General features: G+C 66.6%; 14 protein-coding genes. 5 read left to right on the plus strand and 9 right to left on the minus strand.

The window, feature by feature from the left end:
• The 3 genes from QX204_RS10355 to fadD1 are packed head-to-tail and all read right to left on the minus strand — an operon-like array spanning window position 1 to window position 3,798.
• Entirely contained in the window at window positions 1-1,086 is a 1,086-nt protein-coding gene (locus QX204_RS10355; RefSeq protein ID WP_301906414.1) for a phosphotransferase family protein, read from the minus strand.
• On the minus strand, window positions 1,083-2,207 hold the full coding sequence (locus QX204_RS10360) for a TIGR03857 family LLM class F420-dependent oxidoreductase (protein ID WP_301906415.1): 1,125 nt from the start codon (window positions 2,205-2,207) through the stop codon (window positions 1,083-1,085). The genes QX204_RS10355 and QX204_RS10360 overlap by 4 nt, the downstream gene beginning before the upstream one ends.
• On the minus strand, window positions 2,194-3,798 hold the full coding sequence (gene fadD1, locus QX204_RS10365; protein ID WP_301906416.1) for a fatty-acid--CoA ligase FadD1: 1,605 nt from the start codon (window positions 3,796-3,798) through the stop codon (window positions 2,194-2,196). Before fadD1 ends, QX204_RS10360 begins: the two co-directional genes overlap by 14 nt.
• Before the next feature lie 200 nt (window positions 3,799-3,998).
• On the opposite strand from fadD1, the gene QX204_RS10370 reads away from it, so the two are divergent.
• From QX204_RS10370 to QX204_RS10380, 3 genes are all read left to right on the plus strand, one after another.
• Window positions 3,999-5,537 carry an aldehyde dehydrogenase family protein gene (locus QX204_RS10370; RefSeq protein WP_301906417.1) on the plus strand — a complete coding sequence of 513 codons (1,539 nt, stop codon included), beginning with the start codon at window positions 3,999-4,001 and terminating at the stop codon, window positions 5,535-5,537.
• Between the two features lie 88 nt (window positions 5,538-5,625).
• The gene (locus QX204_RS10375; protein WP_301906418.1) at window positions 5,626-6,531 is read left to right on the plus strand and encodes an SDR family NAD(P)-dependent oxidoreductase; all 906 of its coding nucleotides are present in this window, start codon (window positions 5,626-5,628) and stop codon (window positions 6,529-6,531) included.
• Between the two features lie 35 nt (window positions 6,532-6,566).
• Window positions 6,567-8,237, plus strand: coding sequence for an FAD-dependent oxidoreductase (locus QX204_RS10380; protein ID WP_301906419.1), 1,671 nt, complete (start codon window positions 6,567-6,569; stop codon window positions 8,235-8,237).
• Between the two features lie 57 nt (window positions 8,238-8,294).
• Here QX204_RS10380 and QX204_RS10385 read toward each other — a convergent pair whose 3' ends face one another.
• From QX204_RS10385 to QX204_RS10410, 6 genes are all read right to left on the minus strand, one after another.
• On the minus strand, window positions 8,295-9,149 hold the full coding sequence (locus QX204_RS10385; RefSeq protein ID WP_301906421.1) for an LLM class F420-dependent oxidoreductase: 855 nt from the start codon (window positions 9,147-9,149) through the stop codon (window positions 8,295-8,297).
• A gap of 20 nt (window positions 9,150-9,169) precedes the next feature.
• On the minus strand, window positions 9,170-10,255 hold the full coding sequence (locus QX204_RS10390) for an S-(hydroxymethyl)mycothiol dehydrogenase (RefSeq protein WP_301906422.1): 1,086 nt from the start codon (window positions 10,253-10,255) through the stop codon (window positions 9,170-9,172).
• A 5-nt stretch (window positions 10,256-10,260) separates the two neighbouring features.
• The gene (locus tag QX204_RS10395) at window positions 10,261-10,812 is read right to left on the minus strand and encodes a Cif family virulence factor (protein WP_301906423.1); all 552 of its coding nucleotides are present in this window, start codon (window positions 10,810-10,812) and stop codon (window positions 10,261-10,263) included.
• A gap of 170 nt (window positions 10,813-10,982) precedes the next feature.
• On the minus strand, window positions 10,983-11,309 hold the full coding sequence (locus QX204_RS10400) for a hypothetical protein (protein ID WP_301906425.1): 327 nt from the start codon (window positions 11,307-11,309) through the stop codon (window positions 10,983-10,985).
• Window positions 11,310-11,467: 158 nt separating this feature from the next.
• Complete coding sequence (locus QX204_RS10405) at window positions 11,468-12,244, minus strand: SDR family NAD(P)-dependent oxidoreductase (RefSeq protein WP_301906426.1); 777 nt, start codon at window positions 12,242-12,244, stop codon at window positions 11,468-11,470.
• 130 nt (window positions 12,245-12,374) lie between these two features.
• Entirely contained in the window at window positions 12,375-13,487 is a 1,113-nt protein-coding gene (locus QX204_RS10410) for a GGDEF domain-containing protein (protein ID WP_301906427.1), read from the minus strand.
• A gap of 175 nt (window positions 13,488-13,662) precedes the next feature.
• On the opposite strand from QX204_RS10410, the gene QX204_RS10415 reads away from it, so the two are divergent.
• Window positions 13,663-14,271, plus strand: coding sequence for a TetR/AcrR family transcriptional regulator (locus QX204_RS10415; protein ID WP_301906428.1), 609 nt, complete (start codon window positions 13,663-13,665; stop codon window positions 14,269-14,271).
• A gap of 48 nt (window positions 14,272-14,319) precedes the next feature.
• Complete coding sequence (locus QX204_RS10420) at window positions 14,320-15,483, plus strand: oxygenase MpaB family protein (protein ID WP_301906429.1); 1,164 nt, start codon at window positions 14,320-14,322, stop codon at window positions 15,481-15,483.
• Window positions 15,484-15,486: the final 3 nt, after the last annotated feature.

Genomic DNA, 15,486 nt, shown 5'->3' on the forward strand with positions numbered 1-15,486 from the left:
TCAGCGCAGTGCGCCCGGTACGAGGTCGTCGATCGCGGCGGCGCTGCGCGTGAGCATCGTGTGGAACATCTGGTCGCCGCGTGGAGTGGGAGCGGCCGCGCCGCAACCGAATACGACGATCAGCGGCGCGTGGATCAGCGACGACACGTAGTCGGCCCAACACTGCTCGGCGCTGTAGCCGGTGACGCCGTGCCGGGTGAGTTCCCGGTGGTAGTCGGCGACGATGGTGCGCTCGTGGAGGCGGCGATCCTCGATCGTGAGGCTCGTCGAGAGCAGGAAGGCGATATCGCGCAGCGGTTGCCCAGGGGTGATCGTCTGCCAGTCCAGCACCGTCACCGTGCCGTCCGGCGCGAACATCACATTGTCGACGCGAAGATCCCCGTGCAGTAGCGCGAAATGCCGCAGCGGGGCGATCAGCCACTCACCGGCGGACGCGACGAGCCACGCGACGGCGGCCCGTTCGAGGTCGGTGAGCCGATCGTCGAAACGCTCGACGAAGGCGTCGGCCATCGGGCCGAGTACCGAGTCCATCAGGTCCCGATCCTCGGCAGTGGGCAGCGACAGGCCCGGTACCTGGAACAACGTGTTGTCACACCAGCGCGGGCCGTGTAGCCCCGCGGCGGCGACGGCGACCGCGCGCGCCTGTTCGACGGTGCAGCCCGCGATCTGGTCACCCTGCACCGCCGGCGCGAGATCATCGAGTAGCAGCACGAATTCGCTGCCGGATTCCGACACGACCGCGGCGTGACAGCCCGGGACCGGGATCCGCAGCGTCGACGCCAAGTCGCGGTAGAAGCGCACCTCGTTGCGGAAGGCGCCCGCTCCGAACCGGCGATGCTCTGCGGAGCCGATGGCGAGTTTGGCGATCATGCGCACCGGCAGGCTGGTGTTGTCGCGATAACGCAGCAGCAGCCGGTACGAGCCGGCCATCTGACCCGAACCCACCGGCGTCACGGTCACGCCCTCGACATCCACGCCGTGCCCGTGCGCCCTTAGTGTCGCGGTGAGCCAGGCGGGGGTGAGCGAAGCCGGATCGGTCGGGATGTCCTCCGAAACCGTTCCGGGAGGGGTGTATTCGGCGCTCATGCGACAACTCCTGGTGAGACCGGCAATGCGACCGAGCCCGGATTGGCGGGCAGTGCGCGCCGGGTCGAGCGGATCGCTCGGTAGGCCTCGACGACCGGGACCAATTCGGTGGGGGTGGCGCCGTGCATGATCACCGAGTCGACGCCGAGTGCGAATTGGCGGTCGACCGCCGCGGCGCAGGCGTGCGGGGAACCGGTCGCGCAGTCGCTCACCCATTCCCGCGGAATCACCGCGGCGAGTTCGGCGAGTTCGGCGGCATCGGCAGTCGCGTCGATCGCGCCACGCGCCGATGTGAAGGCCGTGCTCGCCCGCACCCGGTCGAGATCGTCGCTGCGCCAGCCGTTGGCTCGCATCAGAATCTCGGGATAGCCCTGCAGGTAGGTGGCCAGGCGGCCGTGGAGACGCCGCAGTTGATCCTGCTCGTCGAGGTCGTCGCCGACAGTGGCCACGACCGACCAGATCCGCACCGAGGCAGGATCGCGCCCCGCGCGTTCGGCGGCCTCGCGCACCGTCGACACCGCGGTCGCGGTGGCTTCGGCGCTGAGGAAGGTGTGCAGGACGACCGCGTCCGCGATGCGGCCTGCCAGTTGCAGGGTTCGTGGGCTCATGGTCACCAGCAGCACCGGCGGTGGCGAAGCGAGTGCCACGCCGAGATGCAGAACCGGATAGGAACCGATCGCGCCGTCGTGGCCGATGACGGTCTCCCCGCGCCACAACCTGCGCAGGATGTCGGTGATCTCGGCCAGTTGCGCACCGGTCACGTTCGGTATCCCGAGAACCTGCCACAGTGGCGCGATTCCGCGTCCGAGACCGAGCGCGAAGCGTCCGCCACTGAGCTCGGCGAGGGTCGCGCCCATGTTCGCGGTGACGATCGGATGACGCGTGTTGTGGTTGGTCGCCGCGGTGGCGATACCCAGTCTGGTCGACACGGCGGCGAGTGCGCCCGACAGGACCGCGGCGTCTTTGATGTTGAACCGCTCGGAGACGAAGGCGGTGCCCAGCCCGATCCGGTCGGCCAGCACCGCCTCGGCCGCGAGATCGGCGGGGGTGACGGGATGGCGCGACAGCGCGTAATAGCCGAGTTCGGTCAGCTGTGGCGGAAACTGTTCATCTGCTGACAACGGCGGGCACCTCCGGTGCGGCGATTTCGTAAGTGGTCGAGCGTGATTCGCGTCGCCAGAGGGTGCCATCGCCTGCCGTGGCGCCCTGCGCGACGAGCGTGCGTTTGAGAATTTTGTTGGTGGCCGTCGTCGGCAGGTCGGCGGCCAGGCGCACGAAGCGCGGCCAGGCCTTGGGGGAGAGGTCGAGTTGCTCGCCGAGGAACACGGTGAGTTCGTCCGGATCGAGAGAGGCGTTGTCGCGCAGGACGATCGCGGCCATGACAGCGTCGCCCACCCGGTCGTCGGGAACGGCGTAGACGGCGACCCGGCTGACCGCGTCGAGCCGTTGCAGGATCCGTTCGATCGGCCCCGCGGCGAGGTTCTCGCCGTCGACGCGCATCCAGTCGGCGGTACGACCGGCGAGATAGAGGAAGCCGTCGGCGTCCTTGTAGGCCAGATCGCCCGACCAGTAGAGACCGCCGCGGGTCCGCTCGGCGGTGGCTTCCTCGTCGCCGTAGTAGCCCATGAACAGACCGGTCCCGTCGGCGTTGACGAGTTCGCCGACGGCCTCGTCCTGATTGGCCAAGGCGCCGTGTTCGTCGAAGACGGCGCACGGACACTCGGTGACGGTTGTCGAGTTGTACACGGCCACACCGGGATAACCCTTGCCGATGGAACCCGGCGGGGTCCCTGGTTCCCTGGTGATGATGATCGCCAGTTCGGTCGAGCCGAATCCGTCCCACACCGTGCACCCGAAGCGCCGGGTGAACTCGTCGATATCGCGGTCGGTCGCCTCGTTGCCGAAAGCGACGCGCAGCGGATTGTCGGCGTCGTCGGGCTGCTGTTCGGTGGCGAGAATGTAGGACAGCGGTTTGCCGACGTAGTTCATGTACGTCGCGCCGCTGCGCCGGATATCGGCCAGGAATGTCGAGGCCGAGAATTTGGCGGGCGCCATGGCTGCCCCGCTGGCGAGGGCCACGCAGTAGCCGCCGAGTATCGCGGCCGAATGAAACAGCGGCATCGACAGGTAGCAGATGTCGTCGGAGCCGAGGCCGAACCGGTCGACCAACGGTGGTCCCGCGAACGGCACCATCATGTGCGCGAGCCGCACGGGCTTCGGATTCCCGCTCGTGCCCGAGGTGAAGATGAGCATGAAGGTATCCATCGCGCCCGGCACGCTGTGCGGCGTCAATTCGCTTGCGCTGGCCAGCAATTCGGCCCAGCGTGGAAGCGAGACGTCGAAGACGGTGACGCCGTCGAGGTCGAGTCCGTCGAGCAGTGCTCGGTGCTCGGCGTCGGTGAGCAGGATCTGGACATCGCCGCGCCGGATGTCGTCGGCGAGGGCAGCGCCGCGCCGGGTGTTGTTGATGCCGACCGTGACGTATCCGCCGAGCGCGCCGGCGGCGAGGCTGGTGAGCATCTCGGCAGTGTTGCCCAGCAGTGTTCCCACGTGCATCGGACGGGCGGGATCGGCGACGGACAGGATCGTCGCGGCCTGGCGTCGGGCGTCGGCGATGTGCTCGCGCCACGTCCAGGTCCGGTGGGGGCAGGTGATCGCGAGGGAATCGTCCTCGGCTCGCGCGAGCAGAAGTTCGGTGACCGTGGCAGCCATGGCCCAAATTTAGAACACGTTATCTACGGCTGTATACAGATTTCAGAAATTGTCTACTCAAGGAAACGGCCGTGTGGGGAGGGCGGTCATTGCCATTCGAGTGCACCCCATGCTAGCGTCCAGACAAGTGTCCAGGTTAGTGTCCAATGATAGCCCTTCTCGGCATCGACACCTCGAAGACCTAGTTGAGGAGATCGACCATGGCGAATGTGCAAGCGCTGCCGCAGGCGTCGGATGGTCGACGTCGCCTCGGGTTGAGCAGTCCGGTGCACGGGGGAGCGGTCGGCGACATCGTGGTGAGCACGGCCGAAGAGGTCGGGCAAGCGGTTGCCCGCGCCCGGGTCGCCCAAGTGGCGTGGGCGGCACGGCCGGTGCGCGAGCGCGCTGCCATCATCCGAGCGGCCGTCGAGGTCCTGATCGCCCGCCAGGACGACGTCGTCGACACCCTTCGGGCCGAATCCGGCAAGCCGCGCGTCGAAGCCTTGGCGATCGAAATTTTGGCCTCGTGCGACTTTCTGAACTACTGGAGCCGCCGAGCCAAGCGGGATCTCGCCGATCATCGTGAACGCTTGCACGGCTATATCCGTCCGTTCAAGAAGCTCACCGTGCACTACCGCCCGTTGGGCGTGATCGGCGTGATCACACCGTGGAACGCGCCCTTCGTGCTGTCGATGAATCCGGTGGCGCAGGCGCTGTTGGCGGGCAACGCCGTACTGCTCAAGCCCTCGGAAGTCACGCCGCATTCGGGCGGTTGGGTGGTGAAGATCCTGCACGAAGCCGGTGTTCCTGCGGACGTGCTGCAGCTGATCCACGGCGACGGCGAGACGGGCGCTGCCCTCGTCGACGCCGGGGTGGACAAGATCTCGTTCACAGGCAGCGTCGCCACCGGTCGAAAGGTCGCCGAAGCCTGTGCGCGGCAGCTGATTCCGTGCACCTTGGAACTGGGCGGCAAGGACGCCATGATCGTCTGTGACGACGCCGACATCGAACGGGCCGCGGAGGGGGCGGTGTACCTGTCGATGTTCAACAGCGGCCAGGTATGTCTGAGCGTGGAGCGCATCTATGTCGTGGAAAGCGTTGCCGACGAGTTCATCCGGCTGGTCCAGCAGAAGGCGAAATCGCTGACCTATGGCGCCGGTGACAGCACCGACTTGGGTCCGATGTGCTGGGATCGCCAGCTGGCGATCGTCACCCGCCACCTCGAGGACGCGAAACGCCGTGGCGCCGTGCTGCTGGTCGGCGGGGAAGCCGACACCGCCGACGGCTTGTTCTTCGAACCGACGGTCGCGGTCGAGGTCACCCATGACATGGAACTGATGCGGGAGGAGACTTTCGGCCCCGTCGCGGCGATCATGCGGGTCGCGGACGAGGAGGAAGCGATCCTACTGGCCAATGATTGTCAGTACGGGCTCAGCGGCAGCGTCTTCACCAAGGACACGGCGAAAGCGCTGCGTATCGCCAAGCGTCTGGACACCGGATCGGTTGTCCACAATGACGCTGCCGTGATCTACGGAGTGCCGGAGGCGCCGTTCGGCGGGCGTAAACGCAGCGGCCTCGGGCAGACGAACGGCCGCCACGGCCTGCGCGGATTCACCCACGCTCAGCCGATTCTGCTCGATCGGTGGCAGTTGAAGCGGGAACGGATCTGGTACCCGTACACCGAGGAGTCGGTCGCGGCGATCGCGGGCACTCTGAAGTACGGGTTCGGCAGCGCGATCGCGCGACGCCTGATGTCCTGACGGCAATACGGCATTGCGGCAGGAATTCGTTTGGACCACAGCGTGATTCGATGCGCTGTGGATGTGGTCGACGTGAGTGGAGAACGTGATGAACGGCGAGCGATCGTTGAGTGGGCGTGGAGCGGTCGTGGTCGGCGGAAGTCGGGGGATCGGCTTCGCTGTCGCCGCACTACTGGCGAAAGACGGTGCGGGAGTAGTGATCAACGGGCGTGACGAGGCGGCCGTCGACAGGGCGGCCACGGCGATCACACTTTCCGGAAATTCGGCGGTGGGGGTGGCGGGATCCGCAGCGGACGAGGCCGTCGCGACCAGGGCGATCGACGTCTGCGTCGAAAAGTTCGGCGCCATAGATATTCTCGTCAACTGCGCGGGCATCGCCGAACCACCCGCCTCGTCGATTCTGGACGCGAAGCCATGGGATTGGCGGGCCCTGCTGGACTCGCATCTCACCACGGTGTTCAACACCTGCCGCGCCGCCGCGCCCCGGATGGTCGAGAAAGGGCGAGGTTCGATTATCAATACGAGCTCTTTCGCCTACCTCGGAGACTACGGCGGGACGGGATACCCAGCGGGCAAAGGAGCGGTGACCAGCCTGACGTTGGCGATCGCGGCGGAGCTGAAAGAGCACGGAGTTCGGGCGAACGTCGTGTGCCCCGGCGCGAAGACGCGCCTTTCCTCCGGATTCGCCTACGAGGCCCGGATTCTCGAACTCTATCGGCGGCAGATGCTCGATGAGACGACGATGCGCAGTTCGCTCGACGCACCCCCCGCGGACTACGTGGCGCCGCTCTATCAGTTCCTGGCCGGCGATCTCGCCGCCGGCATCACCGGTGAAATCTACATCGCGGCAGGCGGATTCGTCGGCCGCTTCGAACGCCCGACCCCCACCCTCGTGGGCTACCGGGACCATCGGGATGCGCCGCCGTGGACCATGGCGGAGTTGCGTCAGATGATCCCCGAACGCGGGGCGGATCGTCCGCGAACCGCGGGCTGATCCTGTCCGATCTACCGTCCATGGAAGGTGTGCTCATGGCCTTTGTCATCACCCAGCGATGCTGCAACGACGCGAGTTGCGTCGCGGAGTGCCCGGTCGACTGCATCCGGCCGCGACCCGGAGATCCCGACTTCGCGAACGCCGAGATGCTGCATATCGATCCCGACACCTGCATCGACTGCGGCGCCTGCATGGATGCCTGTCCCGTGGACTCGATCTACGACGCCGACGACCTGCCGGTGAACCTGCTGCGCTACGCCGAGATCAACGCCGCCTACTTCCAGCACCGTCCGCTCGACACCGAATTCGCCGTCGACGCCGCGCCCGCCCGACTCTCGCGTGCGGCGGGTCGGCTGCGCGTGGCGATCGTGGGCACCGGCCCCGCGGCCTGCTACGCCGCCGAGCATCTGCTCGGCCGGGGCGGCGATGTGGAAGTCGAGATGTTCGATCGCCTGCCGACGCCGTGGGGGCTGGCTCGGTACGGAGTCGCTCCCGACCATCCCGAGACCCGCGGCGTCACCACCATGTTCGCGTCGGCGTTCAAACGCGACTCGGTCCGATTCCACCTCAATGTCGAAGTCGGGCGCGATATCTCACATGCCGAACTGCTGGAGCACTGCCACGCGGTGATCTACGCGGTCGGCGCCTCCGCCGACGGGCGGCTGCACATACCCGGCGAGGATCTGCCCGGCAGTCACTCGGCCACCGAATTCGTGGCCTGGTACAACGGGCACCCCGATTACGCCGACTACCGCTTCGACCTGTCCGGTGAGCGGGCGGTCATCGTCGGCAACGGCAATGTGGCGCTGGACATCGCGCGAGTACTGACCACTGATCCCGATCAGCTCGCGAGCACAGATATCGCCGATCACGCGGTGGAAGCATTGCGCCACAGCAAGATCCGTGAAGTTTTGCTGCTGGGCAGACGTGGCCTTCGCCAGGCCGCCTACACCGGCCCGGAATTCCTCGCGCTCGGGCACTCGTCCGGTACCGACATCGTCATCGATCCCGCCGATATCGACGACGATGTGGTCGCCGCACTGTCGGATCCGGCCACCGATCCGACCACCCGCCTCAAGCTGACCCTGGCGCACGAATACAGCACGCGAGGTACCACCGGCGCGCCTCGGCTCGTCGACTTCCGGTTCCGGGTCACCCCTGTCGCGCTCACCGGCGAAGGCCGGGTCGAATCACTTCGGCTGGCACACAACGAGATTCACAGCGGCCCGCAGGGGCCGGTGGCCGTGGCGACCGAGCGCGGGGAAACCATCGATACCTCCCTGGTGCTGCGTGCCGTCGGCTACCGCGGCGCGCAGGTACCCGGCGTGCCGTTCGACTCGGCCAAGGGCATCATCCCCAATGACGGCGGCAGGGTGCTCGACAGCGCGGGCGCGGTACTGCCCGGTGCCTATGTCGCCGGGTGGATCAAGCGCGGGGCACGCGGCGTGATCGGCACCAACCGCGGCGACGCGGAACAGACGGTCGCCGGGATCGTCGAGGACTTCACCGCCGGACGCCTGGCCACACCGGCGGGGGATCGGGAAGAGCTGCTGGCCCTGCTGTCGCGTCGCTGCCCGAACCTCGTCGACCGGGACGGATGGGCGCTGATCGACGCCGCGGAGCGCGCCAACGGCGCTGCGGCCGACCGTCCTCGCGTCAAATTTACCCGGGTCGAGGACATGGTCGAAACCGCACGTGCGCGATAACGAGGTGTGGGCCGGGCTGTAGCAGCCCGGCCCACACCTCGGGGAAACGTTCTCGGGTCAGAGCTCGGTCAGCTCGGCGAGCTTCGCCGAGAGACGGTCGAGATAGTGCAGCACCTCGGTCTCGGTGCGGTCGGGGAGTCCGTACAGCACGTCGGTGACACCGGCGCCGGCCCACAGCGCCAATTTGGCCGGGTCGGGTTTGAAATCCAGTGCGACCACGCGTGGTCGGTCACCGCGCCCGGCATCGGCCCAGATCTTGTGCAGCAGCGCCAAACGCGCGGTGATGTCGGTTTCGGTCGGTGTGGTGATCCAGCCGTCCGCGTTGCGAGCGATCCATTCGAAGGTGCGCTCGGTGCCTGCCGCGCCGATGAGGACCGGGACATGGCGCTGGACAGGTTTGGGCCATGCCCAACTCGCTCCGAACGATACGTAGTCACCCTGGTAGCAGGCTTCCTCCTCGGTCCACAGCGCTCGCATCGCTTCGATGTACTCGCGCAGCACGGTGCGCCGCTTGTTCGGCGGCACCCCGTGGTCGGCGAGTTCATCGGTGTTCCAACCGAATCCGGCTCCGAGCGTCACCCGCCCGTCGGACAGATGATCCAGGGTCGCGATTGTCTTGGCCAAGGTGATCGGGTCGTGCTCCACGGGCAGCGCCACGGCGGTGGACAGCTCGATCCGCTCGGTGACCGCCGCCGCCATGGCCAACGACACCCAGGGATCGAGGGTCCGGGTGTAGCGGTCATCGGGCAACGACGCGTCGCCGGTCGACGGGTGGGCCGCCTCCCGTTTGATGGGAATATGGGTGTGCTCGGGCACGAAGAACGAGGCGAAGCCGCGCTCCTCCGCGGCCCGGGCGGCCACCGCGGGCCGAATGCCGCGGTCGCTGGTGAACAGGACGATCCCGAATTTCATCAGTGTCAACTCTTTCCGGTTCACCACGTCACCACGGAGCGCAGTACGCGGCCGGATTTCATGGTCTCGAAGGCCTTTTCGACGTCGGCCAGGCCGATGCGTTCGGTGACGAACAGGTCCAGGGGCAGGCGCTGTTGGCGATACAGTTCGATCAGCGTCGGGAAATCACGTTCCGGGAGACAGTCGCCGTACCAGGAGGATTTCAGCGCGCCGCCGTGGGAGAAGAAGTCGAGCAGCGGCATCTCCAGGCGCATCTGCGGCGTGGGTACACCGACGAGGACGACTGTTCCGGCCAGATCGCGGGCGTAGAACGCCTGCTTCCACGTCTCGGGTCGGCCCACCGCGTCGATCACGACGTCGGCGCCGAAACCGCCGGTGAGCTCGCGGATCCGCTCGACGGGATCCTCGGTCGCGGCATCGACGGTGTGGGTCGCACCCAGTGCGGTCGCGCCGGTCAGTTTGGCCGGATCACGGTCGACGGCAACGATGGTGCTCGCTCCCGCCAGGCGCGCCCCGGCGATCGCGGCCGCGCCGACACCGCCACAGCCGATGACGGCGACCGAGTCGCCACGGCTGACGTTTCCGGTGTTGAGAGCGGCCCCCAACCCGGCCATGACCCCGCAGCCGAGCAGGCCCGCCACGGCGGGGTCGGTGGTGGAATCGATGACGGTGCACTGCTTTTCGTGCACCAGAGTCTTGTCCGCGAAGGCCCCGATCCCGAGCGCGGGGGTCAGCGGTGACCCGTCGCCGAGTGTCATCTTCCGCTCGGCGTTGAAGGTATCGAAGCAGTACCAGGGGCGGCCGCGACGGCACGCGCGGCAACTCCCGCAGACCGCACGCCAGTTCAGAACCACGAAATCGCCTACGGCGACATGGGTTACGGCAGTGCCGATCCGATCGATGACCCCGGCTGCCTCGTGGCCGAGCAGGAACGGGAACTCGTCGTTGATCCCGCCTTCGCGGTAGGTGAGGTCGGTGTGGCAGACCCCGCAGGCCAGCACCTTGACGACGACATCATGGGCTCCGGGTTCGGGGATGACGATGTCGACCATCTCCACTTCGGCACCGGCTCGGCGCGCGACAACGCCCCGTACTGTTTCAGTCATCGCGTTCACCACAGCGGGACCGGAGAGGTGCCGAGGCGGTACCAGCCTGGCAGGTTGCCTTTGGAGTTCACTACGCGCTCGATGCGCTCGGTCACGCCGACCGGTAGGTCGTCGTTGGTGATCATCTCGGTGAACAGGACGGTGAGATTGCCGTAGTCGAAGAAGTCGCGCTGCCACTTCCATTGGAAGTCGCCGCCGTATTTGAACCAGCTGCCCTGAATGCCGTCGAGGGAGTAGTTCGTGCCGTCGGCGCGTTTGACCTCGCAGACCTGCTTCCACAGACCGAGCATGTCGCCGGTCTTCTCATCGGTGACCCAGGCCTGATAGGGGTAGGTCCAGCCATCGAGGCCGTCCATTTCCAGGCCGATCGCGTAATCGCGGATCTCGGTGCGCCCGATCGCCATGAAGTCGTGCTTGGGCCCGTAGTTCCAGCCGTAGGTGGCGTCCTCGGTATAGAACTCCGCCAGTGGCCGCCAGTCACCTGCCTGCTCGCACTCGATGTTCGCCTGCAGCCACCGTTGGATCATTTCGTCGAGTTCGGCGCGGGGAAACGACATGGGCATTGCTCCGATCTGTACAGCGGACTCCGCGCCATGGCACCGAGTCCGAGAGATAGCACGTACGGTACACACGGCGTGAACAAGTGTATAGACACATGTCCAATGTTCTGTCCATATTTTTGACCGCTGCGTGCAGTAGATGGTCGACCAGGGTGTCGAGTGCGGTCCTAGGCCGTGAGGAACGCGGCCCACAGCAAGGCCGTGACAGCGATCAGGACCGGGGTGGTGATCCGTGCGACCCGCGCTCGCTGATGGCGAGCGAAAACGAAGGGGACAGCCACCGCGGTGACGAGAGCGGCGGGCACCGACAGCACGGTTCCCGCGACGAGTCCGTATCCGTGGGGATCGAAGCCGGGGTCGGTCACGAGGCGAAATGCGAGCACGAGGTAGACGCATCGCAACCAGACCAACCCGGCGGCAGCACCCACGGCACCGGCCGCCAGCGGAACTACCCAGCGCAGAGCGGATGTCGGGGAGGTGTCGGGTGGGTTCATCGGCGTCGCTGGGCGATCACTTCGGCGGTTTCGCTCGTCGACCCGTGCCCCGGCCACAGAGATCGTTGTGCATGGTTGCCCTCCCGGTGACAATCACAGCACAGCGCCCGAGTCGAGGAAAGAGGGTGCCCGAGATCGGCGTCAGCGAGTAGCCGCGTTCAGAACGACTGCCCAGGTAGCGGCAATATGCCCAGGTTGGCGTCGAGGCCGCCGTCGACGACGAGAGTGGTGCCGGTGATATATCCGGCGGCGGGGGAGGCGAGGAACCAGATCGCCTCCGCTTGTTCTCGGGGCTCGGCGATCCGTCCGAGCGGAATCCGGCGCTCGATCGCGGCGAGCAGCGCCGGGTCCTGCTGGATCCCTGCGGTGATACCGGTGCGGGTGAGCCCGGGGGCGATGGCATTGATCCGAATACCCTGAGCCGCGTAGTCGATCGCGACCGCGCGGACCAGGTTGATCAACGCGCCTTTGGAGGCGTTGTAGGCCCAGTTCCCGGCGTCGCCCCGCAGACCGGCCACCGACGCGGTCAACACCGCCGAGCCCCCGAACCGACGCAACGCCGGAATCGCCGCCCGCAGCCCGCGAATCGGGCCGAGAAGATTCACGTCGAGGATGCGGTCGGCCGCGCGTACCGCATCGGCGGACTCGAGCGGTGGGGTGCCGCCGGTGCCGGCATTGAGGACGATGGTGTCGAGTCGACCGAAGCGGCTCAGTGCGATGTCGACAGCCGCCTGGTTCACCGCATCCGTGGAGACATCGCCGAACAGAGTCACGATGCCGTCGCCGAATCCGGCCGAGCTGTGCTCGGAGATGTCCACCGCGACCACGTCGTACCCGCGTTCGGCGAACAACTCGACAGTGGCACGGCCGATACCGGACGCGGCGCCGGTCACGATCGCCACGCGGCGGGCGTCGGCAGGGGAGGGCTCGGTCATCGGATGCCTTTCACGGCCGAGGGATTCGATCTCACCGGACAACGCATGCCCGCCGACAGTCGATGGCGTTAGAACACCTCTGACGCAAACCGTTCCGCAGATCGGCCGGTCCGACTACATATAGCCGCCCCTAGTTTTGGTCTCCGGGATCGGTCGGGTGGCGATGATCCAACGGCGGAGTGAGTTCGTCGACCACGACCAGATTCCCGCCGGACTGTTTGGCCCGGTACATCGCCGCGTCGGCGGATTGCAGCAGCCGGTCCGCGGTCGGGTGGGGACATCGCGGACAGGCTGTCGCGTCGAACACCGCCACCCCGACGCTCGCGGTAACCCCCACCGCGGACTCCGAGGGTTCGGCGACCGCACGGCACAACCGTTCGGCTTCGCCGCGCGCGGCGGCCGCGGCCGTGGGGACAGCGACCACGAACTCCTCGCCCCCCGTTCGGGCCACCACCGCTGTCTCCCCGGCCGCATCGCGCAACCGCCGCGCCGTCCGAACCAGGACGATGTCGCCGATGCGGTGGCCCCAGGTGTCGTTGACGCTCTTGAACCGGTCGAGATCGAAGCAGATGACACAGATCGAGAGGTTGCGGTCCATCAGCTGCGGGAGCTGGTTCTCGAGGCCGCGCCGGTTCAGCAGTTCGGTCAGCGGGTCCGACAACGATTCCGTGCGCAACAGCCAATAGAGGAATTGGAACGCGGGTACCGCGATGAATACCGAGGAGAGCAGCAGCGCGACCGCGACCGCCAGGTGCACGCCCTCGCCGCCGGTGGCGATCCGCACCGACAGCACCAGCACTGACAGCAGCGACCAGGCCGAATGCACGGCCAGCGCCCGGGTGTTGTGGAAAAAGCTCAGGTAACTGCCGGTACCGAGAAGTAGTACCGTGCCCATCGCCCCGAACAGCCGATCCTGCAACTGCAGGAACTCCAGCGTGAACAACACATCGGCACACGCGATCAGCACCAGCGACTCGGTCTTGCTCGGCCAGGGCCGCAGCCACCAGCGCAGCGCCCACAGGGTCCCGGACAGCACCCCGATCGTCGACGCGACGCCGGGATGACCGGGCGGTCCCACCGGTGTTCCCGCGATCACCGCGCCCATCACCGCGATCGTCGCTCCCGCGAGACCGACCAGCACCTTCAGCGGTACCAGCGACGATCGAGCCGCGAGGGTGCGCACCAGCCATCGGTAGTCGGCCTGGTCCACCCACCAGTCCCGCAACGTCTTGCTGTCATTCATCGACTCACCCTTGGTCCCGACCGCATCGCCCGCCTCGTTTCCTTGTCGAGTGCGAGAACTCCAGGAGATCCCACCAGTTGATCGGCAGTAGTCTAGGTCGGACCTGCGCATACTCGACACCTACATACGTGTCACAGCAGGCGCGGACCTGCCGAGGCGCGCTACGTTGCAGCTCGTGACGGAAATTTCAGGAAGCGCATCGCGTGACGAACGGCGACCGGACGTCGAACGGCGGCTGATCGCGGCCGTCTCGGATCTCTGTGCTGACGGTGCGCGCTTCGCAGATCTGAGCATTTCGCGGATTGTCGGGGCGGCGGCGATCGGTCGTGCGACGTTCTATCTGTACTTTCCGGATCGCTCGGCGTTCTCGCTGCGCCTTGTCGATCACGTGCGCGCGGAGTTGGCCGGGAGTGTCGCAGCAGTGTGGCGAGCCGCCGGGGATCGCGGCGCGTTGGAGGCGGCCCTCGCCGATTTCGTCGAGATATTCGCGCGCGAGTACCCGTTGATCAATGCGGTCATGGACGCGGCTGTGACGGATGCGCAGGTGGCCGGACGTATGGACGACAACATGCAAGCGTTCATCGCCGAATCCGCTCGCACTATCGAACTCGCTCAACAGCGCGAAACCGTTCGCGTCGATCTGCCTGCCGTCGAGGCCGCCTCGGCACTGGTCTGGATGGTGGAACGCACGTGCTCCCGAATGATCGGTGGCAGCGATGAGCAGGAACGTGCCCGCCTGACCCGAGCACTGACGACCATTGTCTGGCACAGCCTCCATGCGTGAGGAATTGAGGTTGGACAGCGTGTCTAACCCCTGTTAACGTCGTAATGCATGACGACCACGCGCTTTCTGAACCGAGACCTCGCGCGCAACCGTTTCGATCCTCGTCTCGTGCGGCGATTGGAACAGGGTCTCGAAGAGGCGGACTCGCTCGCCGACGCGGTGGTCGCTTCCTTCGGCTCGCGTCCGCAACACTCGTTCCGCGCCGTCAACGCGTGGCTCGATGGCGAAACCGGTGTTCCGGACAGTCTCGCGACCATGCTGGAGCCGATCGCTGAGCTGCCTGATTGGCTCGATGGGGACGCGCTCGAGCGGGGTTCGACGGCGTTGTGGCGCAATGGGATCCTGTGGATCGGGCTGAGTTTCAACTGCGCGGCGCTGGCGGCCGGATATCAATCGGGGGCAGGGGTCAAGCCACTCACCTTCACCGGCGAATTGAACTACCGGTCTCGCCGACGAATGCAGGAGACCGGACGGTGGTTTCTCGCGGCCACGTCACCCGGGGCATTGCGACGACACGGCCCCGGCTTCCGGGAGACCGTGCGCGTCCGGTTCATGCATGCCGGCGTGCGTAAACGCATTCTCCAGTCCGGTGAATGGAATCAGGAGGCATGGGGGGTGCCGATCAACCTCACCGATACCGCCTACGGCGTATCAGGTGAATTCTCGACGATTCCGCTCGCGGCCATGCGCGATGCGGGAGTGCACTTCACCGAACGCGATCTCGACGACATCCAACATATGTGGCGCTATATCGGCTACCTGCTCGGCGTACCCGACGACCTGCTGCCCTACAACGCGGCACGGGCCAGGGAAATCATCGCGATCAAAGAACTCACGGACACACCCGCCGACGCGGATTCTCGACAACTGGTGAAGGCGCTGATCGAAAACGGTTTCGACCCGGCTACCGTACTGCCGAAGTCGATGATCGGCATCGGCACCCGCCCCCTCGTCGCGACGCTGTACGCACTCACCCGACGATGGGCCGGCGAGGAAGTGGCCGACAGTCTCGGCCTGCCGAACACGAGTCTGAAGTACCTGCCGACGCTCCTGCGGCCCGCGGTGCGGGCAGGCGAGGTCGCGCGGCGATGGGGCCTGCGCGACGAACAGCGACTGGCCCGCCGGACCCGGGCGAGCTTTCGAGAGTTGCTCGACGACGCCCGAGCCCCCTCGACCGTCGCCGCCGAAGCCGTTGTGCAAGCTGCTCTGTGAAAC

It is taken from the genome of Nocardia sp. PE-7, from assembly GCF_030486425.1.
In the GTDB taxonomy this organism is placed as follows: domain Bacteria; phylum Actinomycetota; class Actinomycetes; order Mycobacteriales; family Mycobacteriaceae; genus Nocardia; species Nocardia salmonicida_A.